The sequence below is a fragment of the Mesorhizobium sp. M0571 genome (assembly GCF_040320985.1).
Taxonomy (GTDB): Bacteria; Pseudomonadota; Alphaproteobacteria; order Rhizobiales; family Rhizobiaceae; genus Mesorhizobium.
Map to the genome: position 1 here is coordinate 1 of NZ_JAMYQT010000024.1, position 24,479 is coordinate 24,479.

The following is a 24,479-nucleotide window of genomic DNA, read 5'->3' on the forward strand; positions in this document are numbered from 1 at the left end:
TGCCGGCTCTCCGCTGGTCGACACCCGCGCGTGCGCGCACTCACCAGAAGTAAGTATCGCGCGGCGGGGGCGCCCCCGCGCCGCCGCTTTTCATTTAGATCAAAGGACGGTTGACGATGCCGCGCCCCTTGCATCCGGTCTCGCCGGGTCTCCGAACCGTGCTCGGCATCTCGTTCTTCGTGCTGTTCGTGGCGTTCTGGGCCTGGATCACGCTTGGCGGTCACGTCAATCGCATCTTCCTTGCCGATCCGCTGTCGATGGTGAGAGACGGCTGGCGGCTGCTGGTCGAGGACCGCTTCTGGCTGGACATCCTCATCACCATCTGGCGCGTCTTCGGCGGGTTCCTGATGGCGGCCATCGTTGCCGTGCCGCTCGGCATCGTGATGGGCGCCTGGAAGCCGGTGGAGGCGTTCCTGGAGCCGTTCGTCTCCTTCGCCCGCTATCTGCCGGCATCGGCCTTCATTCCGCTGCTCATCCTGTGGGCGGGCGTCGGCGAACTCGAGAAACTGCTGGTGATCTTCGTCGGCTCGGTATTCCAGATTATCCTGATCATCGCGGTCAAGGTCGGCGGCACACGGCGCGACCTGGTCGAGGCGGCCTATACGCTTGGCTCGTCCGACAACGGCATCGTGCGGCGGGTGATCATGCCGGCCAACGCGCCGGAGATTGCCGAGACGCTGCGGCTGGTGCTCGGCTGGGCGTGGACCTATGTCATCGTCGCCGAGCTGATCGGCTCGTCGTCGGGCATCGGTTACATGATCATCAACAGCCAGTCGCGGCTGGCGACGGGGCAGATCATCTTCGGCATAATCGTCATCGGCCTGATCGGTCTTTTGTCGGACTTCGCCTTCAAGGCGCTCAACCGCTGGCTGTTTCCGTGGAGCTTGGCGTGAGCAAGCTTCTCATCGAAGGCGTCTCGCGCACATTCGCCGGTGTCGGCGGCGGGCAGCCGGTCCAGGCGCTGATGCCGATCGATCTGGCGATCGCCGCCAACGACTTCATCACCATCCTCGGGCCGTCCGGCTGTGGAAAGTCGACGCTGCTCAGGATCGTCGCCGGCCTCGAAGCTCCAAGCCAGGGTCGCGTGTTGCTCGACGGCAGGGTAGTGGACCGGCCGGGTCCCGATCGCGGCATGGTTTTCCAGTCCTATACGCTGTTCCCGTGGCTGACGGTCGCCGAGAATATCGCCTTCGGCCTGCGCGAACGCGGAATGGCCGAACGCGAGCGCAGCGACATCGTCGCGTCCTATGTCGATCTCGTCGGGTTGAAAGGGTTTGAGAACCATTGGCCGAAGCAGCTTTCCGGCGGCATGCAGCAACGCACGGCGATTGCCCGGGCACTGGCCAACGATCCGGAGATCCTGCTGCTCGACGAGCCATTCGGCGCACTCGACAACCAGACCCGCGGGCTGATGCAGGAGCTGCTTCTCGGCATCTGGGAGCGCCGGCAAAAAACGGTGCTGTTCGTCACCCACGACATCGAGGAGGCGATCTTCATGGCGTCACGCGTGGTGGTGATGACGGCGCGGCCCGGCCGCATCAAGTCGGACGTTGCCGTCGACCTGCCGCATCCGCGCCATTACACGCTGAAGACCAGCCCGGAATTTTCGGCGCTGAAGGCGCGGCTGACGGAAGACATCCGCGTCGAGGCAATGCGCACGGCCGAAGCGCAATGACTCAATGCGCTCCTCCCTGCTGACTGTGCTGGATCAAGCCGCCAGAAGCTGCTTGCGGTCGACGCGTTCTTGTTGAGGTGAGCGGGCGTAGAGCTCGCGATAGCATTTGGAGAAATGTGAGGCGGAAACAAAGCCGCAGGCGACCGCCACCTCGACTACCGGCAAAGACGACTGGATCAACAGGTGCCGGGCGCGGTCAAGCCGGATCTCCAGATAATAGCGGGCAGGCGAGCGCCCCATCTCGGTGCGGAACAGGCGCTCGATCTGGCGGCGCGACAGGTCGACATGGTCGGCGATCTCGATCAGCGACAGCGGTTCGGAGAGATTGGCCTCCATCAGTTCGATGATGGTCAGCACCTTGGAATTCTGCACGCCAAGGCGCGCCCGCAGCGGCAGGCGCTGGCGGTCGGTCGGGCTGCGCACGCGATCGGTCAGCACCTGCTCGCACACACGGTTGACGAGGCTCTCGTCGAAATCGTCGCCGATCAGCTTCAGCATCATGTCGAGCGCGGCAGTGCCGCCGGCGCAGGTGTAGATGTTCTGGTCGATCTCGAAGAGGTCGGCGAAGACGTTGGCCTTGGGGAACGCCTCGGAAAACCCCGGCAGGTTCTCCCAATGGATGGCGCAGCGCTTGTTGGACAGCAGGCCGGCGGCGGCCAGGATATGCGCGCCGGTGCACAGGCCGCCAACGGCAACGCCGCGATTGTACTCCTCGCGCAGCCAGGCAAAGGCCGATTTGTTCTGGTAGCGCTCGACATTGATGCCGCTGCAGACGATGGCCATGCTCGGCCGGTCCGGTCCGGACATTTTCTTGCGCTCTTCCTCCAGCGAGGTGTTGACGGCGCATTCGACGCCGTTCGAGGCGCGCACCGGCTTGCCGTCTATGCTGGCGAGCCGCCAGCGATAGGCCTCATAGCCGAGCATGCGGTTGGCCGAACGCAACGGATCGAGCGCTGTCGCGAAGGCGATCATGGTGAAATCGGGGACCAGGAAGAATACAAACGATCGCCGAATCGGATGTTTTACGACGTTCACGGGTAGATCCTTACGCTGCAATGGCGCGAACAGGATGTCGCGATCAGCATAGCGACATCAGGAAAAACGTTTCCTGTCAATTGGCTAGACGGCAGCGGAAAGACTTTATTTGCGACATGGGTCGCAAATGGGCAATCGCTATGCGGCGAAGGACACGACATGCCGCCGGATTGACCAGACGTGGCGGATACGGTCGTCGCACACGAAAACGCCGCCTCGGCAAAACCGAAGCGGCACTGGATCGACTTCGAAGCAGCGTTAGGCTGCTTCCGTCAAGATTGCTGTCTCAGGCGACGAAGCCGAGGCGCGCGGCGGCCATGGCGCCGGTCTGGCCGGGCATGGTGTTGGCGAGGCGCTGGCGCTCGAGCGCGGTCGTCAGGTTCATTTCGCGGCGGGCAAAGAGGCGGGCAAAAAGCTTCATGATCATCTCCATTCGGTTGCTCAGACGGGTCGCCTTCGCTTGATGGAGTGGGGCAGCTCGTTTGTTGATGATGATATAGGCTTACGTGAGGGGAAACTAAATCGCAAAAGCGAAGCACTTGATATGAAAAGCGACACGGAATGCGACATATTTGAGCATTCTGACCAGGATTTACGTTTATTTACAACGTGTTGATTGCCGGCGCGGCCTTCTATGCAACTTGCTCATATGCGTCATGCTGCGGCGACATGGCTCGGGAAATCATTTGAATACAAAAAAAGGCCTGCCGGGCTGATCTGCGCGGCAGGCCTTCAGCTGTTGATACACACGGTTTACTTTGCTCCAGCCCACGATCCCACACCATGGCGACTGCCGGTCTTGGCATCGGCAGCTTCGGGCCAGCCGATATCCTTCTGCAGTTCGATCGGCAGCGCGCGGATGGCGCGTTCCGTCTGGTAGCGCGCGCGGGCCTCGCTGAATTCGGTCGCGATCCGACCGATGGATGACAGGATAGACATCTCATTCTCCTTCGCGTTGGGCCGGGATTGTCCCGGCGCTTGCAGCGTCAGGCGGTACACCGGGTTTGTTTCAGCTTCATTTCGTGTCGATTGCAGGTCCGTGTCATGGTTGTTTCGGGACCAACTTCGATGCAGCCTGCCTTCGATGGAGTTGACTATCCAGCCAATCTGATGTTCAATCAAACGAAATGGAATGATGGTTTGCATCAGAAAAATTGAAGGTCGGTTCCGATGAACGCCCCACTCAATCATCCACTGCCGCTGCTCGATCTGGATGTTCTGCGCACTTTCGTTGCAATCGCCGAGACCGGCAGCTTCACCACTGCGGCCAACGCGGTCTTCCGCACGCCATCGGCCGTCTCCATGCAGATCAAGAAGTTGGAGGACATTCTCGGCCGCTCGGTGTTCGCGCGCGACGCGCGTTCGGTGACGCTGACCACCGATGGCGAGATGCTGCTCGGCTATGCGCGCCGGCTGCTGTCGATCAATCGCGAGGTGGTGTCGAAGTTCATCATTCCAGACATTGTCGGGGTGGTGCGGCTCGGCTCGCCGGACGATTACGGCGAACGTGTGCTGCCGCATGTGCTGAAGCGGTTTGCACAGTCGCACCCATCGATCGCGGTCGACGTGACCATCGACCAGAGCAGCAACCTGCGCCGGCGCATGGACGACCGGGCACTCGACATCACGCTGCTCACCAACTCCTACAAGACAAGCGCGCTCGGCGCCGAAGTGCTGCTGACCGAGCCGATCGTCTGGGCCGGTGCCAAGGGTGGCTGTGCGCATCTGCGCGAGCCGCTGCCGGTTTCATTGTGGGAAGAGGGTTGCGCCTGGCGGGCCGGGGCACTCGAAGCGCTCGGCCGTGAGGGCCGCAACTACCGTATCGCCTATATGAGCGCGCACACGGCCGGCCAGCGCGCCGCGATTATGGCGGATCTTGCGGTGGCGCCGCTGCCAAAGTCGTTCCTCGGCAACGATATGGTCGAGCTGTGCCCGAAGGACGGCATGCCTGACATCGGCACCTATAACCTCGCCATGGTGGTGACGCCGGATGCCAGCGCACCGGTGAAGGCGGTCGCCGACCACATCCGCGCGACGTTCGAGGTGTTCAGGGAAACTGGGAAGTTCTGAGCTGAACTACGACCGGAGCGGCGCGACCATGTCGCGAGCGGGCAGGTCGCGCGCTGTCCTTTGCAAAGACAACTCGCCAGCCTTGATTTGATATCCATCGGTGTCGCTGGTCAAGAACGCCACGATGCTGTCTCGCGCGCGCCGTGCCTCGGGCATGTCGATCAACGGCCAGACATGGAACATGCCTTGCTCGTGAACGACCTCCATTTCGACGCCAGCCGCACGTGCTTTTTCCGCGAAGATCAGATTGTCGGGTGTCAGCAGATCGCGCGAGCCGGTCAGGAGCAGCGTTTTGGGCAACACCGACAGGTCGCCGTAAAGCGGGCTGATGCGCCAGTCGGTGGGATCCATGCCGGCGCTGTAAAGCCGGATCGCCTCGCGCCCGCCGGCAATGCCCAGCCAAGGATCGTTGCGTTCAGCCTCGAACATTTCGGGGTTGGCGAGCGACACGTCGAGGCCGGGCGAAATCAGCACGTGGCGTGACGGCAAGGGCAGGCCGTCTTGCGCAGCCATCATGGTCAGCACGACGGCCATGTTGCCGCCGGCGGAATCACCCATGAAGATGATGTCATTCGCCCTGGTTTCGCCGAACATCTGGCGGTAGACGGCACCGACCATACCGAACATGGCGTGGAAATCGTGTTCAGGAGCAATGGGATAGATCGGCACGGTGATACCGAACCCGAGACGGTCGGCCATGTCGGCGATCAGCCGCCAATGATAGGGCGTTATTTCAAAGACGTAGGCGCCGCCATGCAGGTAGAGTATCCGCCTTCGTTCACCTGCCTTGGGCGCGATCTCGTAGACGGGAAAGCCGTCGACGGCGCGGGTCGTGATTTCCAAGCGCGACCGCAGCGATGCGGGCGGCTGGTGGTTTTCCGTCTTGCGCGCATAGGCAATCCAGCGCTGCAGGTTTTCCGGACTGGAAAACGCCTTCTTGCGGCTGTACCTGAGGACGAAAGACACCACGTGGCTTTTGAAACTGGGCATGCGGATACACGGACTCGGCTGAGCCGACTAAGAGAACCCCTACTACCTTCGAAGATTGTGTCTTCGTCCAAAATGTCAAGATTTGCGCAGTCTCAACACGCTGGTGTGATCCCGGCTTATGTTGAAAGAGGCAAGTTCTTTTGGCGTCTCAGGTGCACCGCTGCACTGCTCAGCGCCGCGGCAGCAATGCGGCCCCGGCGAATGCCAAGCAGCTTGCATTTGTCGGCGAATTTCATCCGCGCCGCATGCCCCAGCCAACCGAAAGCTTCTTTTCGCTCGACCGCGGCGACACCGGCCAGCCAATGTCCTTCTGGATCTCAGGCGGCAGGCTGTTCAGGATGCGCAGCGACTTGCGCGCTTCGCGTGTTTTCATGAAGGCCGCACCATAGCGGCCGAGGGTTTCGAACATCGACATCGTGCTCTCCCTTGAGTGTTGCGGCGGGACAAGAGATGTTCTCTAACTGCCGTCGATGCGGTTAAATGCGCCGCGTATGTATCTGGCGGATTTCACGAAAACGCATTTTCGTTTCCAGATCTGGTTGATCTGGAAACATTTGCATACAAATGAAAATGCATGGGCGCTGCCTGGCATCTGGCAGCCTTCGGCACTGGTGTTGGTGGAAGCCGAGCGACATCCAATCTCCCCAGCCCGGGTCGGCAAGGGTGAGATCGACTTCGCCGACGGCACCTATTCCGGAATGGTTGAGGGTGTTCGCACTACCCTCGGCCGCGCCGCGCGGCGTGGCCTTCGCGCGAACGCCGCCGCGGGGCGGCGTCGCCGGCAATACCGTCTTCGCTCACCGTCTTGCGCGGCGGCAGTTTCACCGCCGCCGACAGCTTCGGGAACGGGTCGATCTTATTCGGCAGCGCCATGGCGTAGACGAAGTGCTCCTGGAATTTCGGCTCCAGCGCCGTCTCGATCTTTTCGATCTTGCTGACGGTTTCCTCGATCTCGCGGCGGTATCCGCGGTTCAACAGCGCCATGCGGGCGCCGGCACCGGCGGCATTGCCGACGGCCGAGACCTTGTCGAGATCGCAATCGGGGATCAGGCCCAGCACCATGGCATATTTCGGATCGATGAAGGAGCCGAAGGCGCCGGCGAAGTGGATGCGGTCGACATGATCGGTGTGCTGCTTTTCCATCAAAAGCTTGGTGCCGGCATAAAGGGCGGCCTTGGCAAGCTGGATGGCGCGCACGTCGGTCTGGGTGATGGTGATCTTGGGCTCGCCTTCCTTCAGCACATAGGAGAAGGTGCGGCCGTTGGCGACGACGCGAGAAGAGTGGGCGCTCAGCGATCCATCGACGACACCGTCCTCGGAGATGATGCCGGCGAGATACATCTCGGCGACCACTTCGATGATGCCGGAGCCGCAAATGCCGGTGACGCCAGTCGCCTGGACGCTGTCGAGAAAGCCTGGCTCGTCGGACCATAGTTCCGATCCGATGACGCGATATTTCGGCTCCAGCGTCTCAGGGTCGATGCGGACGCGCTCGATGGCACCCGGAGCGGCGCGCTGGCCGCCGGAGATTTCGGCACCCTCGAAGGCCGGGCCGGTAGGCGACGAGGCCGCCACGACCCGCGTGCGATTGCCGAGCACGATCTCGGCATTGGTGCCGACATCGACGATCAGCATCATCTCGTCCTGGCGGTGCGGGCCTTCCGACAGCGTCACGGCGGCCGCGTCGGCGCCGACATGGCCGGCAATGCAAGGCAGCATATAAAGCCTGGCGCCCTGGTTGAGCTTCAGGCCGATGTCCGATGCCTTGATGTGCACGGCACCCGAGACCGCCAGCGCGAAAGGTGCGCCGCCGAGTTCGGTCGGGTCGATGCCGAGGAACAGATGGTGCATGATCGGATTGCCGACGAAGACGGAATCCAGAATGTCATTGCGCTGGACGTTGCCCTCCGCGCAGACCTTGTCGACGAGACCCGAGATCGCCTCGCGCACCGCGACTGTCATGCCTTCGCGGCCGTCCGGGTTCATCATCACGTAGGAGACGCGGCTCATCAGATCCTCGCCGAAGCGGATCTGCGGGTTCGACGTGCCCGACGAGGCGGCGACACGGCCCGACAGCAGCGACACCAGATGCATGGCGATGGTGGTCGAGCCGATATCGCAGGCAAGCCCGTACGCCTCGTTCTTGAGGCCGGGCCACAAAGCGATGACCCGTGCGGTCTCGCTGTCGGCGTCCTTGTAGATGGCGGCGGTCGCTGTCCAGTTGCCCTTGCGCAAGATGCCTTGCACCTGCGGTAACAGATGGAAATCGAAATCGAGGCTCTTGAGGCCCCAGTCCTTCATCAGCGCGATCTTCAGGCGATCGAGATCGCCGAGCGGCTTGTGCATGTCGGGCTCTTCGATCTCGACATAGCACATGTGGATTGCCGAATCGCGGGCGATGACCCTGGTGTCGGCATCCTTGCGGATGGTCTGGGCGTTGATGACGGTGTCCTGCGGGACGTCGACAACGAGGTCGCCGAGGATCTGCGCCGAGCAGGACAGGCGGCGCCGTTCGGGAAGGCCGCGCACGCGTTCGTAGCGCTCTTCCTTGGCGCCCTTGGGCGAGATGTGGTCGTTGGAAGAGACGATCTTGTGCTTGGCGAAATTGCCTTCCTGCACCTCGATCTGACAGCGCCCGCAGGTGGCGCGTCCGCCGCACACGCTCTCGACATAGACGCCGAGCTGGCGCGCGGCATCCAGCACCGGTGTGCCCACCGGAAACCGCCCGCGCTTGCCGGACGGCATGAACAGCACGAGCGGATCGGTGATGTTGACGGGAGAGTTCATGCGTTCCAGACTTTACTTTCTACGCCGTTCGGGTCTTGGGCCACGGCAGCGATGCCGCTACGGTTCGGTTCTCCCCACTTCTAGGCCCCATATCGTGTCGGCCAAGCCATGGCTCAACCCCGGGCCATCCGCGCTTCGCGGCCGCCGCGGCGGCGTCCGCCATTGCCGTTGCCGTCGCCCGGCGCGTTGACCTGCGTCCGGGCGGCAACGGCCTGGCCGCCTTCGGCAGGCTTGTAGTCCTTGTAGGTCCTGATCCAGTTGGTGCAGTTCTCATCGGTGCCGTTCAGCACGTTGGCGCCGCGCACGGCTTCCATTTCCTGCGGCCGCACCGGGTTCATGATCGCCGAAGTCATGCCGGCGCCGATCACCATCGGAATGAAGGCGGCGTTGATGCCGTGGCGGTGCGGCAGGCCGAAGGAGATGTTGGAGAGGCCGCAAGTGGTGTTGACCTTGAGCTCTTCACGCAGCCGGCGCAGCAGTGCAAACACCTGGCGGCCGGCATCGCCCAGCGCGCCGATCGGCATGACCAGCGGGTCGACGACCACGTCATGCGCCGGAATGCCGAAGTCGGCGCAGCGCTGAACGATCTTCTTGGCGACGGCGAAGCGCACGTCGGGGTCCATCGAAATACCGGTCTCGTCGTTGGAAATGGCGACCACCGGAACGTTGTATTTCTTGACCAGCGGCAGGATGGCCTCGAGCTTTTCCTCCTCGCCGGTGACGGAATTGACCAGCGGCCGGCCCTTGGCAACCTTGAGCGCCGCTTCGATCGCCGCGGTCACCGAGGAGTCGATCGACAGCGGCAGGTCGACCAGGCCCTGCACGATCTCCAGCGTCTGCACCAGCAGGCCGGGTTCGGTCTCGTTCGGGTTGACCGAGGTGACGCCGGCATTGACGTCGAGCATGGTTGCGCCGCAGGCGGCCTGCTCCAGCGCATCCCGGATGACGGTCTCAAAATTGCCCGCGATCATTTCGGCCGCCAGTTTTTTGCGGCCGGTCGGGTTGATGCGCTCGCCGATCACGCAGAAGGGCTGATCGAAGCCGATGATGATTTCTCGTGTCGCCGAGGCGACGATGGTCCGGGTCATGAAATCTCTCCGTCGTGATATAAAGATTTCTTTATATCGTTATCTGTTTCTGATCAAGCGAATGCTGACAATTCGCGCCGTCAATGCGCGGTCTTGACCATGTCGACCTGGGTTTCGGTGAGGTCGTCATGCAGTATGTGGTCGAGCCGGTCGGCAACGAGCTGGTCGTCGCGGCGGATTTCGCGCTTCCACGGCTGGCGGCCCTTCAGCACGCCGGATTCGTCGACGATCTCGGCGACATATTCTTCCTGGCGATAGGCCATCACATGGACGCCGGACACACCGGGAATTTCCTTCACCTCATTGATTATGTCGATGCAGAGCTGCTTGCCTTCCTTCTTCTGATCCTGGGCGCCTTCCAGGCGCTTGATGATCGAGTCGGGAATGTGGATGCCCGGCACGTTGGAGCGGATCCATTTGGCCGTCTTGGCCGAGGCGAGCGGCCCAACGCCGCACAGGATGAAGCATTTCTCGGTGTAGCCGAGATCGCGGACCTTCTGCATGTAGGTGCGGAACATCGGCACGTCGAAACAGTACTGGCTCTGCACGAATTGCGCTCCGGCGGCGATCTTCTTACCCAGCCGATGGGGACGGAAATCGATCGGCGGCGCGAACGGATTGATCGCCGCGCCAAGGAAAAGCTGCGGCGGCGTCGTCAATTTGCGGCCGGACAGGAACTTGCCATTGTCGCGCATGATGCGGCAGGTTTCGAGCAGCGACATGCAGTCGAGATCGAACACCGGCTTGGCACCGGGCTGATCGCCGGCCTGCACGCCGTCGCCGGTCAAGCAGAGCATGTTGGCAACACCCATCGCCGCGCCGCCCAGCACATCGCCCTGGATAGCGATGCGGTTCCGGTCGCGGCAGGCGATCTGCATGATCGGGGCATAGCCCATGCGGGTCAGCAGCGCGCAGATGCCGACCGACGACATGTGGCAGTTGGCGCCGGAAGCATCGACGGCATTGATGGCGTCGACCCAGCCGTTGAAGATCCTGGCGCGGTTGTAGACGTCCTCGGGATCGGCGCTATCGGGCGGGTTGAGCTCGGTCGTCACGGCGAACTCGCCGCGCCGCAGGACCCGCTCCAGCCGGCCGCGCGAGGTGTGGCCGGGCAGGGGATCGAGCGGCAGATGGATGCCGGCCGGATTCTCGTCTGGCTGGCGGCCGATCATGCCGACGCTCCGGTGTTCGTAGTATTCTGGGCCGCATTGCGGGCGGCTGCGGCCTGCGCGGTGACCCGCAGCCAGGCGGAGGTTTCGCGCAAGGACTGGTCCACCGGCTTCTGCACGTCAAAAATCTTGTCGCCATGCACCATGTTTTGCGAGCCTTCCCAGGCCTTGACCCAGACGCAAGGCATATCAGGCTCGACCTCGCAATTGCCGTTGGCGCGGACACCGCCGCAAGGGCCGTTGCGCAATTGCTTGGGGCAATTCATCGGACACGACATGCCGGTCGAGGAAAGGACGCACTGGCCGCACATGCGGCAGTCGAACATGAAACCCTTGACGCGCTTTTCGACGAATTTCACCGGCCCTTCGACACGGCTGTAGCCGATGCCCTTCCATAGCGGGTGGAGAGCCAGGAACATGTCGGCGAATTTGGCGTAGAACCATTCAAGCAGCCGCGAATGCCGCACCGACCAAAGCCGCACCGCAAACGAGCGCTGCACGCGCCGCTGCGGCGACACGTCGGCCGGCTTGTAGTCGGATTTCGGCGCCGCCTTCTTGACGATGGTCGCTTGGGTCAGGCCGGTTTGAGCCGTCGTCACCGGCGTTGGCTGGAGATCAGACATTTTCTTTGCCGCCCGCCTTGACCAGAGCGACCAGCCGCTCGCGGTCGTATGTGGTATCGATCTCCTGAAGAGCCTTCTCGGCCTCGGCTTCAAGATCGTCACTGACTGGGATGGGCTCTGCCTTGCGCCATTCGGCAAGATAGTCGTCGGTGCCGCCGGCGCCGGTGCGCATGGCGCACATGTCGATCGCCTCGGTGAAGCGCAGCGGCAGTTCGCGCTTGGCGTTCTGCCGGCCCTTCTTGACGATGACTTGGGCGGGGATGTCGCGCCAGTAGACGACGATCAGATCGGCCATGAATTCCTGCTCCTGTAGAGCCCCGCGCGTCCAATCGAACGCACAAACGACGCTCTACCACTTAACTCCGCTGTATCGTGCCCTCCGAAGATCGATTCCGATCTTTAGGCCGATGCAGTGGTTTCGAGCATTGCCGAAAGCGCTGTTCGGCTGCTTGTTATGGGACGACGCGGGCGCCTTCAAAAGCGACGCAATCGACGACCGCCGATGAAAGCGATGTCTGTTTCAGCGCAGGTCAGCCGGCGCGACCATCGAAGCTGCCGACAAGTTTCCGGTGAAAGCGCACGTAACCCCGTTCCGTCGTGCGCAAATGCTCCGCGACAATCTGGTGGAAGCGCGGCAGGCGGTGGAAGGGAACGGCCGGATAGGAATGGTGCTCGGAATGGTACGGCATGTTCCAAGCCACGAAGCGCACCAGCCTTGTGGTGAAGGTGGTGCGGGTGTTCTCGAGCATGTTGGCGACATGCGGGCACAACGCGTGCTCGGCCAGCAGGTAGGCCCGCAAAAACGGCTGCCCGACCAGCACCGGCACGATCCAGATCCACAACAGCAGTGCCGACTGTACGGCGAGTGATGCGGTCAGCAACACCGCATAGCCGATCAGGAACAGCCGTGCTTCCGCAACCACCTTACTGCGGCCCTTTTCCGGTACGAAGCCGTCGCGGTTGCGGCCCGCCGCATTGGTTGCGACTACGCGGGCCATGCCTATCCAATAGGGGCCGCCGGACAGATAGCGCAGATATTGGCCGATGGTTTCCGGCTTCGGGGCCATCAGTTCGGGATCGTTGTCCGGGTCGTGCGTGTGACGGTGATGGGCGAAATGGAAATAGCGGAACCATGCCGGCGGCAGCAGGATCAGGAAGCCGGTCACGGTGGCGATAGCGCGATTGAGCGACGCCGTCCTGAACGCCGTTTCATGGATGGTCTCGTGCAGCAGCGTGAAGAAGAAGACGATCAAGATGCCCTGCGGCAAGACGAGAAGCGGCCAGAACGGAATGCGGGCGGCGATCAGCGCGCCCAGCACGATAACCAGCCCGCCATGGACGGCCAGCCGGACAATGCCTGGCCCGTCAAGCCTGGCGGTGAGGTCGCGACGTTCCTCGACCGAAAGGCCGGCAATGATGGTGCGGTGGTCGATGTCGCTCATGATGCAATGTTAGCGGCGGGTGGGTGTCCGGTAAATCGGCGCGCGTGTCACCAGACGCCGTTTCTTATCCCGGTCCAGAGATAGAACCAGATCGTTGGATGATACCATTGTTTCGAAGGCAGGCCGGGATCGACCGTACCGAGCTTGCCGGCCAGCACATCCCTGACCACCTCGACGCAGATGTCGCGCGAGAACGCCGCCTGCCGCAACGCGTAGCTTGAAATGGTATCGCCCGGCTGCGGTTTGCCGCGCGCCTGCCGTAGCACGCCGCCGGTGTCGACACCGGCGTCAACCAGATGCACGGTGGTGCCGAAGTTTTCCGCATCATCTGAAGCCAGCGCCCAGTAGCCGCCGTTCATGCCACGATATTTCGGGGCGATGCCGGCATGGTAGTTGAGGACCGGGCAACGGATTTTCGCCAGCGTCTGCCGCGACAGCAAGCGGCAGCCGGCGAGCAGTACGACACCCGGCTGGATTTCGTCGATCGCCTGCAGGCACTCCGGCGCGTTGGCCGACGGGACATGGATGATCTTTTGCCCAGGCTTGGGTTCGGTTTGCAGCTTCTGCTCGGCGCGAGCCGTGCTGCGTGGCCGGCGAAGAAGCGCTTGCCGAGCCGGGTCGGCATCATCGTGCCGAGTTGACCGATGGCCGAGGTCCAGCCTTGCCGCCGCGCCCGCCCGAGCAGCAATTGCTTTTTGGATTCAGGGGCTTCGAGGATGACGCTGACAGGCCCGAGTTGGTCGGCGATGGCGTTGACGATCGCCCAGATATGCGGACCGCCTTCGGTGACGACGACGATCGGCCGCTGGTTTGTTTTCGACCGTGCCATGCTTCGCGCCCCCCGCAAAGACCTGTTCTTTGCGCGCGAATGCTAGGCTGGCCGGGTTAATCCTTGGTGATCGGGGGCTCAGCGCTTGAATTCGAGGATGTCGAGCTTCGATTCGTAGTGGGGCGCCGGGAACTCGATGCGCCATTCGCTGGCGCTGTTGCGGAAGGCATAGCCGACCTGATCGCTTTCCGGGCCGCTGCCGTAGGGCTTTGCCGGATCGTCGTTGACGTAGAAGGAACCAAGATAGATCGCGCGTTTCTCGCCATCATCGAAGAAGCGGCCCTTGGTGCGCTGCGAACCGGTGATCTTTTCCAATCTCCAGCCGGAACCGTCGTCGCTCACCTTGCATTTGAACCAGCCATAGATGACCAGCGGGTTGAGCCCGCCGGCCTTGATGGTGCGGCATTGCCAATTGCCAGTCAGGTCCTTGTCGGAGAAGGAAACCAGGGGCTTTGCCAGCAATGCATCGAGTTGCTTGACCTCGGCGGGGTCGCCGGCCTTCGCCTCGTCAAGCGCTGCCTTGCGCGTCTCGCCATATTTGTCGAGCCGCGCCTTGTCGGCAGTCGTGATCAGCTTCTGCACTTCGCCGTCGGCGAACGCGGGCAGGGTCAAGCAGAGGACAGCTGCTGCGGCAAACATGAGGCGAGCGATCATTGGTGGCGTTTCCCGTTTAATGGCTGGAGCAGCCTGTTTTCTTGTCTGGCGCATACCTTAATGTCTCGCAGCGCTCTGTCATCCATGCTTGACAGCATCAACAGCAGAAACGAGGCGGAATGAATGCGGATCTTGCTGACGGGATCATCGGGTTGGCTGGGCAGCGCCTTGGCGCCGCGCCTGCGGGCCCTCGGCCATGATGTCACCGGCCTCGATCCCGTCTCATCCTCGGAAACGCGAATCGTCGGCTCAGTCGCCGATCGCGATCTGGTCATGCGGGCCGTCGAGGAGAATCGCATCGAGGCCATCATCCATAGCGGCGCGCTGCACAAGCCCGATATCGAACGCCATCGCAACGAGGAATTCGTCGAGGCGAATGTGCGCGGCACGCTCAACCTGCTCGACGCGGCCGCTGCATTCGGCGTTCAGCGCTTCGTGTTTACGTCGACGACGTCGCTGATGATTTCCCAGGCTATACGCGCCGGCTTTACCGGCGGCGCGCGCAAGGCGGCATGGCTGACGGAAGACACGTCGCCCGAGCCACGCAACATCTACGGCATCACCAAGCTCGCGGCGGAACATCTTTGTCGCCTCTACCAGCTCGAGTTCGGCCTTCCGGTGATTGTGCTGCGCACCGCCCGTTTCTTCCCCGAAACCGATGACATGGCGCATGTGATCGAACAGTCGGACGTCAACACCAAGGCAAATGAACTGCTGTTTCGCCGGCTCACGGTGGAGGATGCTGCCGATGCCCATATCGCCGCCTTGGAGAAAGCACCGCAATTGGGCTTCGACATCTTCATCATTTCGGCGCCAACACCGTTCCAACCCGACGATTGCCCGGCATTGATCGCCGACGCACCGTCGGTCGTGGCGCGCTATTTCCCGGATTATCCGGCGCTCTACGCGAAGAAAGGCTGGACGATGTTTTCGTCGATCGACCGGATCTACGATGCTTCGCGTGCGAGGGACCGGCTGGATTTCGTCTGCAAGACGAGCTTTGCCGATGTGCTCGCCGGGCTAGAAGCTGAAGAGGGCGTTACCTAGAAGTATCGTCAAGCCAGGACTGCAGCGCTGGCCAACTCCTTCGTCAGGTCGCCATAGCCGGTCGAGCGGCGCTCATAGGCGAGGCCGAGCATTTTCGCGGCCTTTTCGGCGACCTTGTCGAGCTCCGGATCGTCGGTCTGGGCGATATAGATCAGCTTCTCGTAATTGCCGAAATAGTCCTTGATCAGCTCCGGGTGCTTGTCGAGGCCGAGCGGCTTCATGAAGAAAGCATCGAATTGCCGGCATAGGAAGTCGGTCATATAGAACGACATCATGTCGTCATCGGCGACCTTCGCATAGGCATCCATGCCCTGATAGAAGGCAAAGCAATGCGGTCCGGCCATGCGCTCGACGCCGTGCTTCTCGCAGATGCGGTCAAGCAGGCCACCAGTGCCGCAATCGGCATAGCCGACGAAGATGTGTTTGTAGCCGTCGGTCTTGGCCTTCTCGATAGCCTTGTCCATGGCCGGCGGGATGCGGTCCGGATAGAAATGGAACTCCGCCGGCAGGCAGGTCAGGTCGAGATGGTCGAGCCCGAGCTGCTCCTTGACCGCCAGAACTTCGCGCGCAATCATCCCGCAGGCGATGACGAGCAGCTTGTCGCCTTGATCGGATTGTTGTTTTCGCGCGGTACTCATGGAACCAGTCTAATCGATCTTCGTTGCTGTCCAGCAAATTTATGTGCTGAGGGAGACACCAATCATGAAATTGTTCCGCGTTGCGCCAATCGCTATTCTCGCCTGCGCCTTGGCTGTTTCGGCTTGCGCCAACACGGTTCGAGGCGTCGGCAAGGATCTCAAATCCACTGCGAAGGCCGTTGACGATACCGTCAAGAAACCCTGATCTGCACGGTTTCAGACATTTGGGAATAAAAAAGCCGCACTGCAAGGCGCGGCTTTTCTCGTCGGAGCCGAATTTGTTGGCTCAGGCCGAAGCGCGGACGTTGTGCTTGCGCTTCATGAAGTCCTTGGCGGTCTCGACCGCCACCGCGGCGTCGCGGCAATAGGCGTCGGCGCCGACGGCCTTGCCGAATTCCTCGTTAAGCGGTGCGCCGCCGACCAGCACGACATAATCGTCGCGAATGCCTTTTTCCTTCATCGTATCGATGACGACCTTCATGTAAGGCATGGTCGTGGTCAGCAGGGCCGACATGCCGATGATGTCGGGCTGGTGCTTTTCGATGGCGTCGAGGTATTTTTCGACCGCATTGTTGATGCCGAGGTCGATGACATCGAAGCCGGCGCCTTCCATCATCATGCCGACGAGGTTCTTGCCGATGTCGTGGATGTCGCCCTTGACGGTGCCGATCACCATCTTGCCCTGCTTCGGCGCGCCGGTGGCGACAAGCAGCGGACGCAGGATGAACATGCCGGCCTTCATCGCGTTGGCCGATAGCAGCACTTCCGGAACGAACAGGATGCCGTCGCGAAAATCCTCGCCGACGATGCGCATGCCTTCGACCAGAGCCTCGGTCAGAACCTTGTAAGGCGCCCAGCCGCGCTCGAGAAGGATGTTGGTGCCTTCCTCGATTTCTTCCTTCAACCCGTCGTAAAGGTCGTCGTGCATCTGCTGCACCAACTCGTCGTCGGAGAGTTCCGAAAGGATGATCTCGTCGTCGGCCATTTTTTCTCAGGCTCCTTGCCGGCTACAACTATCGCGGCAGCTTAAAAATATCGCGTCAATACCTAACCCGCGCGGGCCGGTTGTCCATAGCTGATTTGCGACTTCCCGCAAAAGGAAAGCGACCGTAAATCTCTTAGAATTCTTGTCGATTTTGCGACAGGCGTTGGCGCTGGCGGGCCGTTTCGAATAGGGTGCATGGCTACGATCCGGCCAGAGACCGCAATATGCGGCCGCAAACGGATTTCAGGCCGGAACAAGAGCCCGGCCAAAGCAAATCAGGCCAGAACGAAAGCCAGGGAAGAACGATTATGAGTGAGAACGCGCCGGTCGATCAGGAAGCGTCAAACGCACGGCGCGGGCGCGCTGCCAGCGGTGGCGCCGCAGCCCGACGAGCTGCACGTTCGGGCGGCGGCCCCGGCACACAGCTCACCTATATCAAGCGCAAGATCAACGTCTATGAAGTGTTGGACGAGGAAGGGCTGGCGCTGATCGAAAAGAACACCGACACGGTGCTGGAAGAGATTGGCATCATCTTCCGCGACGACGCCGAGGCACTGCAGCTTTGGAAAGAGGCGGGCGCCGACGTCAAGGGCGAGCGCGTGCATTTCCCCAAGGGCCTCTGCCGCTCGCTGTTGAAGACCGCTCCGTCCGTCTATACCCAGCACGCCCGCAACGGCGAGCGCTCGGTGCAGATCGGCGGCAACGCGACCGTGTTCGCGCCGGTCTATGGACCGCCCTTCGTGCGCGATCTCGACGGGGTCAGGCGCTATGCGACGATCGAGGATTTCCGGAATTTCGTAAAACTCGCCTATATGGCGCCGTCGATCCACCATTCGGGCGGCACGGTTTGCGAGCCGGTCGACGTACCGGTCAATAAGCGCCATCTCGACATGGTCTACAGCCATATCAAATATTCCGACAAGCCGTTCATGGGTTCGGTGACTGCGCCCGAGCGCGCCGAAGATACGGTGGCAATGGCCAAGATCGTGTTCGGCGACGATTTCGTCGAGAACAACACGGTGCTGACCAGCCTGATCAATGCCAACTCGCCGATGGTGTTCGACGAAACCATGCTGGGAGCGCTGAAAGTCTATTCGCGCCACAACCAAGCCTGCATCGTCACGCCGTTCATCCTTGCCGGTGCGATGAGCCCGGTGACGGTCGCCGGTACGCTGACGCAGGTTTTGGCCGAAGTGCTGGCCGGCGCGTCGTTCACGCAGCTGATCCGGCCGGGCGCGCCGGTGCTGTTCGGCACCTTCGCCTCGTCGATCTCAATGCAGTCTGGCGCGCCGACCTTCGGCACGCCGGAGCCGTCGCTGGTTTCCTATGGCGCCGCCCAGCTTGCCCGCCGGCTCGGCCTGCCGTTCCGCACGGGCGGCTCGCTTTGTGCTTCAAAAATCCCCGATGCGCAGGCGGCCTATGAGAGCGCCAACACGCTGAACTCGACGATCCTCGCCGGCACCAATTTCGTGCTGCATTCGGCCGGCTGGCTCGAGGGCGGTCTGGCCTCCTGCTACGAAAAGTTCGTGATGGACATCGACCAGCTCGGCATGACGCAGAAGTTCTCCGAAGGTGTCGACCTGTCGGAAAATGGCCAGGCGATGGATGCCATCCGCCAGGTCGGCCCGGGCAGCCATTATCTCGGCTGCGATCACACCCAGGCCAATTTCCAGACCGCGTTCTACCGTTCCAACATCGCCGATAACAATTCCTACGAGCAGTGGCTGGCCGAAGGCGAAAAAACCGCGCCGCAGCGGGCCAACGAGCTCGCCCGCCGCTGGTTGGAGAGCTACGAGGCGCCGTATCTCGACCCGGGCATCGACGACGGGCTGAAGGACTTCATCGCCAGGAAGAAGGCGTCGATGGCCGACGCCTTCACCTGAAAGGAGCCCGAATCAGGCGGGGCTAAAGTCGCCGACATCATCCACAAAGAAGTCTGGCGGAGCGCCTTCTCCGACCCGGACAAGAAGGGATGATCCTCGAGGGCAGCATGATCGAAACCATCGCGGCTGCGCTTTCCGCCCACGGCCTCATCCTGCGCGGCGGCTTCAATTTTGCGGGCGGTGAGGAAACACCTTCCGGTCTCTCCGGCGCTGCTGCCAGATCCGTCCTGCTGGTGGGGCAGGCGGGTGCCGCACCTTGGCCGCACTTCCTGCGCTGGCTGGAGAAACGATCACAATCCTTCGCCAATCCGCTCGACACATGGTCGCGCGAAGCGATCGGCGCGGTGGCCGAAAAATTCGGGGCACGCGCGGTGTCGCCGTCCGATAGGCCTTATCTGCCGTTCCAGCAATGGGCGATGCGGGCGGAGGGGCTGAAGCCGTCGCCGCTCGGCATCCTCGTGCATCCGCTATACGGGCTCTGGCATGCCTATCGCGGCGCGCTGCTGTTCGAAAACGAGATGGCGCTTCGAGAACCTCGCGACGCGATTCACCTTTGCGACACATGTGCCGAAAAGCCTTGCCTGAAATCCTGTCCGGTCGAGGCTTATTCTGCGGATGGTTTTGCGCATGAAACTTGTCTGGCGCATGTGCGCGGAGACCATGGCGCGCCTTGCCGGACCGGCGGCTGCCTTGATCGCAACGCCTGTCCTTACGGCGCCGATTATCGCTATCCGGCCAAGGTTCAGGCCTTTCACATGGCAGCATTCGCGCGTATTTAGCGTCGCCGAATGCCGCACGAAATCTTGAAGGAGATCGCCTCATTACGGCTTGCCGCGACGGTCACCGCAGATATCTATCGCACGACACGTCAACGGAGCGGATGATGGCCAAGCAAGCGATGCAGATCAAGACAAGTGACGGCGTGGCCAAAGCCGGGCTGTTCCGCTCGGCAGCCCCGGCCAAGGCAGCGATCATCCTCTACATGGACGCTTTCGGCCCGCGACCGGCGCTCGATCAAATGGCAGAGCGGCTCACGGACGAGGGCTACGCGGTGCTGGTGCCGGATCTTTTTTACCGCAATGCGCCCTACGGCCCCTTCGATCCCAAGACTGCGTTCAGCGAAGAGAAGAGCAAGGCGGCGGTCACAGCTCTCGTCGGCGGCACGACCCAGGAGATGACAATCCGCGACAGCGGCGCTTTCCTCGATGCGCTTGCTGCCCAAGGCCTGACCGGGCCGGTCGGCATTGTCGGCTACTGCATGGGTGGAGCGCGGGCGTTGAACGCGGCGGCCAGCCATCCCGACCGCATCGTTGTGGCGGCCAGTTTCCATGGCGGCAATCTGGCTGGTGACGCTGCCGACAGTCCGCACCGGAAGGCCGCCTCGGTGAAGGCAAAGGTCTATATCGGCACTGCGGGTGTCGACCGCAGCTTTCCGCCCGCACAAGCGGCGCGGCTGGCCGAAGCGCTGCGCGCGGCTGAGGTCGACCATGTGATAGAGAACTATGCCGGCATGGCGCATGGCTGGTGCGTGCCGGACCACAGCGCCTTCGATGCAGCCGGCGCCGAGCGCCACTGGAAGCGGCTGACGACGCTGTTCGCGGAGACGCTCGGTCAGGGCACGCCAACCGTTACGACGTGACGGCGCGCCAAAAAATTCTTTCCATCGCCCCAAGGAACAGCCATTAGCCTTCGTCCAACAGGCAATGATGGCGATGATGCTGGACGAAAGCGAAGCCTCCGACGCTGAACTGATCGGGCGGGCGAAGGGCGGAGATCGGGGTGCTTTCGGCAAGTTGCTCGAAAGGCACTACGGTTTCGTCTATCGCGCCGCCTATCGCTGGTGCGGGAAAAAGGCCGACGCCGAGGATATCGCCCAGGAAGTCTGCGTCCGGCTTGGCCGGGCGATCCGCGACTATCATGGCAGCGGCGCCTTCACGACATGGCTCTACGCCATGACGCTGAATGCGGCGCGTGACGTGATGCGCAAGACCGCCCGCGACACTGCCAAGACCGAGGCGTATGGCGCCTATGCGCTGATTTCGGGGGGAACCTCGGTCGAGCCGGAAGATCCGGCCGAGGCGCTCTGGGCAGCGGTGCGCAAGCTTCCTGACAAGCAGCGCGACGCGGTGCTGCTGGTCTATGGCGAAGGGCTGAGCCACGCGGCCGCCGCCGAGGCGATGGCGATCTCGGAGACGACGGTTTCCTGGCACATCCATGAGGCGAAGAAACGGTTGAAGACGCTGATGCGTTCAGCCGGGGAAGTGTGACCATGGTCGACGACAACCAACTGAACAGGCTGCGCGATATCGCGGCACCGGCGCCGGACGCGGACGCAAAGGCGCGTGCCTTCCATGCCGCCATGCGCGCCTATGACATGGACGAAAAAACTTCACCTGCCGCCCAAGGATCGGTGAGCGGGCTTCGTCTCACAGAGCGAGCACGAAAGCTCTGGAGCGAAATCATGCAAAAGAAACTCTTCGCCACGCCGGCCATTGCCGGGCTCGTTGCCCTGCCGATCGCCGGATATGCCACCATCTATATGCTCGGGGAATCCAAATTCGGTGGACCCGAATTCGGCGGGGACGATAAGATCACCGAAACGCTGGCTGACAAGCCGGCGACCGTCAAACCGCCGGTCGTGGCCGAAGCGGACAAGCAGAAGAAGGCGGATGCTGACAGTGAAAATCGCGACGTCGGCGAGGCGCTTGTGGCGCCGACATCGCCGCCGAAAGCGGAATCGACCGCAGTCGGTGGGCTGACGCAGCAGGAGGCGCTCACCCGCAATGCTCCCGAACCGGCGCAGAGTGGCGAGTTTGTGCTGAATGGCGGCACCCGCACCGCGGCTCCGGCCGTCGATGGCGGCGCGCGGGTCGGACGCATGCCTGGCACGGTTGCCGATTCCAAGCTGATGGCACAGCAGCCTGCCGCTGCGCCGGCCGACCAGATGCTTCCGCAAGAGGAAAACCGCGATCGCGTCGAGAATTTCAAGACCAATCCGGTGCATGCCGCAATGGAAGACCCGGTCTCGACCTTCTCTATCGATGTCGACACCGCTTCCTATTCCTTCGTGCGGCGCTCGCTGAAAGAAGGTTTTATTCCGCAGGCCGATACGGTGCGCGTCGAGGAGATGATCAACTATTTCCCCTACGACTGGAAAGGCCCGGACTCCGCGTCGACGCCATTCAACTCGATCGTCAGCGTCATGCCGACGCCGTGGAACGAGCACACTAAATTGATGCATGTCGCCATCAAGGGGTTCGACGTGAAGCCAGCTGAGCAGCCCAAGGCCAATCTGGTCTTCCTGATCGATGTGTCCGGGTCGATGAACGAGCAGGACAAGCTGCCGCTCCTGCAGTCGGCCTTCCGGCTGCTGGTCAACAAGCTAAGACCCGACGATACCGTCTCGATCGTCACTTATGCTGGCGATGCCGGCACCGTGCTGGAGCCCACCAAGGCTTCGGAGAAGAACAAGATCCTCGCCGCCATCGATAATCTGACGTCTGGCGGCTCCACGGCGGGCGAGGCGGGCATCAAGGAAGCCTACAGGCTGGCGCAGAAATCCTTCGTCAAGGACGGCATCAACCGTGTGATGCTCGCCACGGACGGCGACTTCAATGTCGGCCAGACCGACGACGACGATCTGAAGCGGCTGATCGAAAAGGAGCGCAAGACAGGCGTGTTCCTGTCGGTGTTCGGCTTCGGCCGCGGCAATCTGAATGACCAGATGATGCAGACCATCGCTCAGAACGGCAACGGCACCGCCGCCTATATCGACACTTTGGCGGAGGCCGAGAAGGTGCTCGTGGAGGATGCCTCCTCGACACTGTTCACCATCGCCAAGGACGTGAAAATCCAGGTCGAGTTCAACCCGAACAAGGTCTCGGAGTACCGGCTGATCGGCTATGAAACCCGTGCCTTGAACCGCGAGGATTTCAACAACGACCGCGTCGACGCCGGCGAGATCGGCTCAGGCCATTCGATCACCGCGATCTACGAGATCACGCCTAAGGGCAGCGGCGGCGAACAGATTGATCAGCTGCGCTATGGTCAGGCCTCGGTGAACAATGGCGGTGTCGCCAATGCCGACGAATATGCCTTCCTCAAGATCCGCTACAAGCTGCCGAACGAGGACACTTCGAAGCTGATCACCACTCCGGTGACGTCAGCCAACGAGGTGGCGTCGTTCGACCAGGCCAGCACCGACCAGCGTTTCTCCGTTGCCATCGCTGCCTTCGGCCAGAAGCTGCGCGACGAGGATGCGACCGCGAAGTTCGGTTACGACAAGATCACGGAGATTGCCACCGCCGCCAGAGGAGCCGACCCGTTTGGGTACCGGTCCGAGTTCCTCTCGCTCGTGCGCCTTGCCTCGGCGATCGGCGGTAACCGGTAGTGGCAATGACGGCCGGTTTCTTTCAGATGGGATCGTTCTGATAGGGGGAGCCGGCCTACGGGCGGGTGAGGCAGGCCGGCGAGGGAAACCTTGCCGGCCTTTTTTTGTGGCAGCACCGCTTCGCGCGGAATGCTGCGCAGCCGAAAGCATCAGGCGCGTCCGCGGCGGCGCTCGCGGCGGGCTTCGCTGGTCTCGGCGACGTTTGCTGTCGCCTGCTTGTTGCGCATCGGGCCGATACGTTCGACGATCTGCTCGACGGTCGGGCGATCCGACTTCATGTGTGTATCGAGCGCCTTGCGCATGGCGGCGAGGTGCTGGAACGAGGTGCCGCAGCAGCCGCCGACGATCTTGGCGCCGGCATCGACGGCGAGGCGCACATAGTCGGCCATCAGCTCGGGCGTGCCGGAATAGTAGATCTCAGCGCCGCGAAATTCGGGAATGCCGCAATTGCCCTTGACGATCACCGTTGCCTCCGGCTTCGCCTCGGTCATGTCGAGCAGCGAAGCAAGAATATCGGAGGCGCCGACACCGCAATTGGCGCCGACACCGAGCGGCGTCTGCGACAGGCCGTCGACGACACCGTGGATGTCCTTCGGCAGCAGCCCCATCATGGTGCGGCCGGCGGTGTCGAAGGAGCCGGTATAGGTATAGGGCAGGCCGACGCGGATGGCGGCTTCGGCGGCGGCGCGGATCTCGTCCGGCGCCGACATGGTCTCGATCCAGGCGACTTCGGCGCCGCCAGCCTTCAGGCCCTCGATCTGTTCGGCAAAGGCCTCGACCGCCTCGTCGTAGGTCATGGCGCCGAGCGGCACCAGCAGCTCGCCGGTCGGACCGACGGAGCCGGCCACGATCACCTTGCGGCCGGCCTTTTTTGCAACGGCGCTTGCGATCTCGGCGGCGCGCTTGTTCAGCGCGTAGACCCGGTCCTGTGCATGGTGCAGCTTGAGCCGATGGCGGGTGCCGCCAAAAGAGTTGGTCAGGATGATGTCGGCGCCGGCATCGACAAAGTTCTGATGCAGGCTGGTGATGGTGTCGGGCGCGGTCTCGTTCAAGAGCTCGGGGGCCTCGCCGGCTTCAAGTCCCATGGCGAACAGATTGGTGCCGGTGGCGCCATCGGCGAGCAGGACGCCCTTTTCGGCAAGCAGCGCGTCGATCGGATTGGTCATGATGAAAT

At 62.2% G+C, this 24,479-nt stretch carries 26 protein-coding genes and 1 pseudogene; 11 read left to right on the top strand and 16 right to left on the bottom strand.

The features are described from left to right. The first annotated feature begins 116 nt into the window (after window positions 1–116). On the top strand, window positions 117–893 hold the full coding sequence (locus NKI85_RS24635) for an ABC transporter permease (protein ID WP_352528151.1): 777 nt from the start codon (window positions 117–119) through the stop codon (window positions 891–893). Beyond that, window positions 890–1,675, top strand: coding sequence for an ABC transporter ATP-binding protein (locus tag NKI85_RS24640; protein WP_352528153.1), 786 nt, complete (start codon window positions 890–892; stop codon window positions 1,673–1,675). The genes NKI85_RS24635 and NKI85_RS24640 overlap by 4 nt, the downstream gene beginning before the upstream one ends. A 33-nt stretch (window positions 1,676–1,708) precedes the next feature. On the opposite strand, the gene NKI85_RS24645 is transcribed toward NKI85_RS24640, so the two are convergent. From NKI85_RS24645 to NKI85_RS24655, 3 genes are all read right to left on the bottom strand, one after another. Beyond that, the gene (locus NKI85_RS24645; RefSeq protein ID WP_352528211.1) at window positions 1,709–2,647 is read right to left on the bottom strand and encodes a GlxA family transcriptional regulator; all 939 of its coding nucleotides are present in this window, start codon (window positions 2,645–2,647) and stop codon (window positions 1,709–1,711) included. A gap of 349 nt (window positions 2,648–2,996) precedes the next feature. Then, entirely contained in the window at window positions 2,997–3,131 is a 135-nt protein-coding gene (locus NKI85_RS24650) for a hypothetical protein (protein ID WP_013894968.1), read from the bottom strand. 332 nt (window positions 3,132–3,463) lie between these two features. Next, the gene (locus NKI85_RS24655; RefSeq protein ID WP_352528155.1) at window positions 3,464–3,649 is read right to left on the bottom strand and encodes a hypothetical protein; all 186 of its coding nucleotides are present in this window, start codon (window positions 3,647–3,649) and stop codon (window positions 3,464–3,466) included. 231 nt (window positions 3,650–3,880) lie between these two features. Between NKI85_RS24655 and NKI85_RS24660 the strand changes: the two genes are divergently transcribed. Beyond that, window positions 3,881–4,780, top strand: coding sequence for a LysR substrate-binding domain-containing protein (locus NKI85_RS24660; protein WP_352778463.1), 900 nt, complete (start codon window positions 3,881–3,883; stop codon window positions 4,778–4,780). Between the two features lie 6 nt (window positions 4,781–4,786). Here NKI85_RS24660 and NKI85_RS24665 read toward each other — a convergent pair whose 3' ends face one another. The 9 genes and pseudogenes from NKI85_RS24665 to NKI85_RS24705 form a co-directional block, all read right to left on the bottom strand. Then, window positions 4,787–5,770, bottom strand: coding sequence for an alpha/beta hydrolase (locus tag NKI85_RS24665; protein WP_352528161.1), 984 nt, complete (start codon window positions 5,768–5,770; stop codon window positions 4,787–4,789). Window positions 5,771–6,002: 232 nt separating this feature from the next. Continuing rightward, complete coding sequence (locus tag NKI85_RS24670; protein ID WP_352528163.1) at window positions 6,003–6,185, bottom strand: hypothetical protein; 183 nt, start codon at window positions 6,183–6,185, stop codon at window positions 6,003–6,005. Window positions 6,186–6,487: 302 nt separating this feature from the next. Then, window positions 6,488–8,557, bottom strand: a complete 2,070-nt coding sequence (locus NKI85_RS24675; protein ID WP_352778466.1) for an ASKHA domain-containing protein — start codon at window positions 8,555–8,557, stop codon at window positions 6,488–6,490. A 113-nt stretch (window positions 8,558–8,670) separates the two neighbouring features. Then, window positions 8,671–9,645 carry a methyltetrahydrofolate cobalamin methyltransferase gene (locus NKI85_RS24680; protein WP_023719929.1) on the bottom strand — a complete coding sequence of 325 codons (975 nt, stop codon included), beginning with the start codon at window positions 9,643–9,645 and terminating at the stop codon, window positions 8,671–8,673. Window positions 9,646–9,725: 80 nt separating this feature from the next. Further along, entirely contained in the window at window positions 9,726–10,817 is a 1,092-nt protein-coding gene (locus NKI85_RS24685) for a methylenetetrahydrofolate reductase (protein ID WP_352528167.1), read from the bottom strand. After that, window positions 10,814–11,437: a methylenetetrahydrofolate reductase C-terminal domain-containing protein gene (locus NKI85_RS24690; protein WP_352528169.1), complete on the bottom strand. Its 624-nt coding sequence runs from the start codon at window positions 11,435–11,437 to the stop codon at window positions 10,814–10,816. The genes NKI85_RS24685 and NKI85_RS24690 overlap by 4 nt, the downstream gene beginning before the upstream one ends. After that, complete coding sequence (locus NKI85_RS24695; RefSeq protein WP_352528171.1) at window positions 11,430–11,732, bottom strand: virulence factor; 303 nt, start codon at window positions 11,730–11,732, stop codon at window positions 11,430–11,432. The genes NKI85_RS24690 and NKI85_RS24695 overlap by 8 nt, the downstream gene beginning before the upstream one ends. A gap of 235 nt (window positions 11,733–11,967) precedes the next feature. Then, entirely contained in the window at window positions 11,968–12,879 is a 912-nt protein-coding gene (locus NKI85_RS24700) for a fatty acid desaturase family protein (RefSeq protein ID WP_352778471.1), read from the bottom strand. 47 nt (window positions 12,880–12,926) lie between these two features. Next, window positions 12,927–13,648: pseudogene (locus NKI85_RS24705) on the bottom strand (formyl transferase). On the opposite strand from NKI85_RS24705, the gene NKI85_RS24710 reads away from it, so the two are divergent. Further along, window positions 13,596–13,754 carry a hypothetical protein gene (locus NKI85_RS24710; RefSeq protein ID WP_352778596.1) on the top strand — a complete coding sequence of 53 codons (159 nt, stop codon included), beginning with the start codon at window positions 13,596–13,598 and terminating at the stop codon, window positions 13,752–13,754. The pseudogene NKI85_RS24705 and the gene NKI85_RS24710 overlap by 53 nt on opposite strands. A 32-nt stretch (window positions 13,755–13,786) precedes the next feature. Here NKI85_RS24710 and NKI85_RS24715 read toward each other — a convergent pair whose 3' ends face one another. Next, the gene (locus NKI85_RS24715) at window positions 13,787–14,362 is read right to left on the bottom strand and encodes a DUF4893 domain-containing protein (protein WP_352778474.1); all 576 of its coding nucleotides are present in this window, start codon (window positions 14,360–14,362) and stop codon (window positions 13,787–13,789) included. 123 nt (window positions 14,363–14,485) lie between these two features. Here NKI85_RS24715 and NKI85_RS24720 point away from each other — a divergent pair, with 123 nt between their 5' ends. After that, window positions 14,486–15,409: an NAD-dependent epimerase/dehydratase family protein gene (locus NKI85_RS24720; protein WP_352778476.1), complete on the top strand. Its 924-nt coding sequence runs from the start codon at window positions 14,486–14,488 to the stop codon at window positions 15,407–15,409. 8 nt (window positions 15,410–15,417) lie between these two features. Here the strand turns inward: NKI85_RS24720 and NKI85_RS24725 are convergent, their stop codons facing one another. Beyond that, a complete protein-coding gene (locus tag NKI85_RS24725; RefSeq protein ID WP_352528179.1) occupies window positions 15,418–16,047 on the bottom strand; it encodes a DUF1638 domain-containing protein in 630 nt (209 codons plus the stop codon). 64 nt (window positions 16,048–16,111) lie between these two features. Here NKI85_RS24725 and NKI85_RS24730 point away from each other — a divergent pair, with 64 nt between their 5' ends. Continuing rightward, window positions 16,112–16,252, top strand: coding sequence for an EncA/B family entericidin (locus NKI85_RS24730; RefSeq protein ID WP_292654758.1), 141 nt, complete (start codon window positions 16,112–16,114; stop codon window positions 16,250–16,252). An 81-nt stretch (window positions 16,253–16,333) separates the two neighbouring features. Here the strand turns inward: NKI85_RS24730 and NKI85_RS24735 are convergent, their stop codons facing one another. Beyond that, on the bottom strand, window positions 16,334–17,032 hold the full coding sequence (locus NKI85_RS24735; protein ID WP_023676506.1) for a cobalamin B12-binding domain-containing protein: 699 nt from the start codon (window positions 17,030–17,032) through the stop codon (window positions 16,334–16,336). Window positions 17,033–17,340: 308 nt separating this feature from the next. Here NKI85_RS24735 and NKI85_RS24740 point away from each other — a divergent pair, with 308 nt between their 5' ends. From NKI85_RS24740 to NKI85_RS24760, 5 genes are all read left to right on the top strand, one after another. After that, window positions 17,341–18,915: a trimethylamine methyltransferase family protein gene (locus NKI85_RS24740; RefSeq protein WP_352528181.1), complete on the top strand. Its 1,575-nt coding sequence runs from the start codon at window positions 17,341–17,343 to the stop codon at window positions 18,913–18,915. A 107-nt stretch (window positions 18,916–19,022) separates the two neighbouring features. Then, window positions 19,023–19,694 (top strand): hypothetical protein, encoded by a 672-nt coding sequence (locus tag NKI85_RS24745; RefSeq protein WP_352778479.1) that lies wholly within the window; start codon window positions 19,023–19,025, stop codon window positions 19,692–19,694. 104 nt (window positions 19,695–19,798) lie between these two features. Next, window positions 19,799–20,554, top strand: a complete 756-nt coding sequence (locus tag NKI85_RS24750; RefSeq protein WP_352778481.1) for a dienelactone hydrolase family protein — start codon at window positions 19,799–19,801, stop codon at window positions 20,552–20,554. A 67-nt stretch (window positions 20,555–20,621) separates the two neighbouring features. Continuing rightward, entirely contained in the window at window positions 20,622–21,182 is a 561-nt protein-coding gene (locus NKI85_RS24755; protein WP_352528215.1) for an RNA polymerase sigma factor, read from the top strand. 2 nt (window positions 21,183–21,184) lie between these two features. Then, window positions 21,185–23,305 (top strand): vWA domain-containing protein, encoded by a 2,121-nt coding sequence (locus NKI85_RS24760; RefSeq protein ID WP_352778483.1) that lies wholly within the window; start codon window positions 21,185–21,187, stop codon window positions 23,303–23,305. Window positions 23,306–23,454: 149 nt separating this feature from the next. Here the strand turns inward: NKI85_RS24760 and bmt are convergent, their stop codons facing one another. After that, a complete protein-coding gene (gene bmt, locus NKI85_RS24765; RefSeq protein ID WP_352528187.1) occupies window positions 23,455–24,471 on the bottom strand; it encodes a betaine--homocysteine S-methyltransferase in 1,017 nt (338 codons plus the stop codon). Window positions 24,472–24,479: the final 8 nt, after the last annotated feature.

Coding starts and splice junctions, on each gene's coding strand:
- NKI85_RS24635 (WP_352528151.1), top strand. CDS start 117: ATGCCGCGCCCCTTGCATCCGGTCTCGCCGGGTCTCCGAACCGTGCTC.
- NKI85_RS24645 (WP_352528211.1), bottom strand. CDS start 2,647: ATGATCGCCTTCGCGACAGCGCTCGATCCGTTGCGTTCGGCCAACCGC.
- NKI85_RS24650 (WP_013894968.1), bottom strand. CDS start 3,131: ATGAAGCTTTTTGCCCGCCTCTTTGCCCGCCGCGAAATGAACCTGACG.
- NKI85_RS24655 (WP_352528155.1), bottom strand. CDS start 3,649: ATGTCTATCCTGTCATCCATCGGTCGGATCGCGACCGAATTCAGCGAG.
- NKI85_RS24660 (WP_352778463.1), top strand. CDS start 3,881: ATGAACGCCCCACTCAATCATCCACTGCCGCTGCTCGATCTGGATGTT.
- NKI85_RS24665 (WP_352528161.1), bottom strand. CDS start 5,770: ATGCCCAGTTTCAAAAGCCACGTGGTGTCTTTCGTCCTCAGGTACAGC.
- NKI85_RS24670 (WP_352528163.1), bottom strand. CDS start 6,185: ATGTCGATGTTCGAAACCCTCGGCCGCTATGGTGCGGCCTTCATGAAA.
- NKI85_RS24675 (WP_352778466.1), bottom strand. CDS start 8,557: ATGAACTCTCCCGTCAACATCACCGATCCGCTCGTGCTGTTCATGCCG.
- NKI85_RS24680 (WP_023719929.1), bottom strand. CDS start 9,645: ATGACCCGGACCATCGTCGCCTCGGCGACACGAGAAATCATCATCGGC.
- NKI85_RS24685 (WP_352528167.1), bottom strand. CDS start 10,817: ATGATCGGCCGCCAGCCAGACGAGAATCCGGCCGGCATCCATCTGCCG.
- NKI85_RS24690 (WP_352528169.1), bottom strand. CDS start 11,437: ATGTCTGATCTCCAGCCAACGCCGGTGACGACGGCTCAAACCGGCCTG.
- NKI85_RS24695 (WP_352528171.1), bottom strand. CDS start 11,732: ATGGCCGATCTGATCGTCGTCTACTGGCGCGACATCCCCGCCCAAGTC.
- NKI85_RS24700 (WP_352778471.1), bottom strand. CDS start 12,879: ATGAGCGACATCGACCACCGCACCATCATTGCCGGCCTTTCGGTCGAG.
- NKI85_RS24710 (WP_352778596.1), top strand. CDS start 13,596: ATGACGCTGACAGGCCCGAGTTGGTCGGCGATGGCGTTGACGATCGCC.
- NKI85_RS24715 (WP_352778474.1), bottom strand. CDS start 14,362: ATGATCGCTCGCCTCATGTTTGCCGCAGCAGCTGTCCTCTGCTTGACC.
- NKI85_RS24720 (WP_352778476.1), top strand. CDS start 14,486: ATGCGGATCTTGCTGACGGGATCATCGGGTTGGCTGGGCAGCGCCTTG.
- NKI85_RS24725 (WP_352528179.1), bottom strand. CDS start 16,047: ATGAGTACCGCGCGAAAACAACAATCCGATCAAGGCGACAAGCTGCTC.
- NKI85_RS24730 (WP_292654758.1), top strand. CDS start 16,112: ATGAAATTGTTCCGCGTTGCGCCAATCGCTATTCTCGCCTGCGCCTTG.
- NKI85_RS24735 (WP_023676506.1), bottom strand. CDS start 17,032: ATGGCCGACGACGAGATCATCCTTTCGGAACTCTCCGACGACGAGTTG.
- NKI85_RS24740 (WP_352528181.1), top strand. CDS start 17,341: ATGAGTGAGAACGCGCCGGTCGATCAGGAAGCGTCAAACGCACGGCGC.
- NKI85_RS24745 (WP_352778479.1), top strand. CDS start 19,023: ATGATCGAAACCATCGCGGCTGCGCTTTCCGCCCACGGCCTCATCCTG.
- NKI85_RS24750 (WP_352778481.1), top strand. CDS start 19,799: ATGGCCAAGCAAGCGATGCAGATCAAGACAAGTGACGGCGTGGCCAAA.
- NKI85_RS24755 (WP_352528215.1), top strand. CDS start 20,622: ATGGCGATGATGCTGGACGAAAGCGAAGCCTCCGACGCTGAACTGATC.
- NKI85_RS24760 (WP_352778483.1), top strand. CDS start 21,185: ATGGTCGACGACAACCAACTGAACAGGCTGCGCGATATCGCGGCACCG.
- bmt (WP_352528187.1), bottom strand. CDS start 24,471: ATGACCAATCCGATCGACGCGCTGCTTGCCGAAAAGGGCGTCCTGCTC.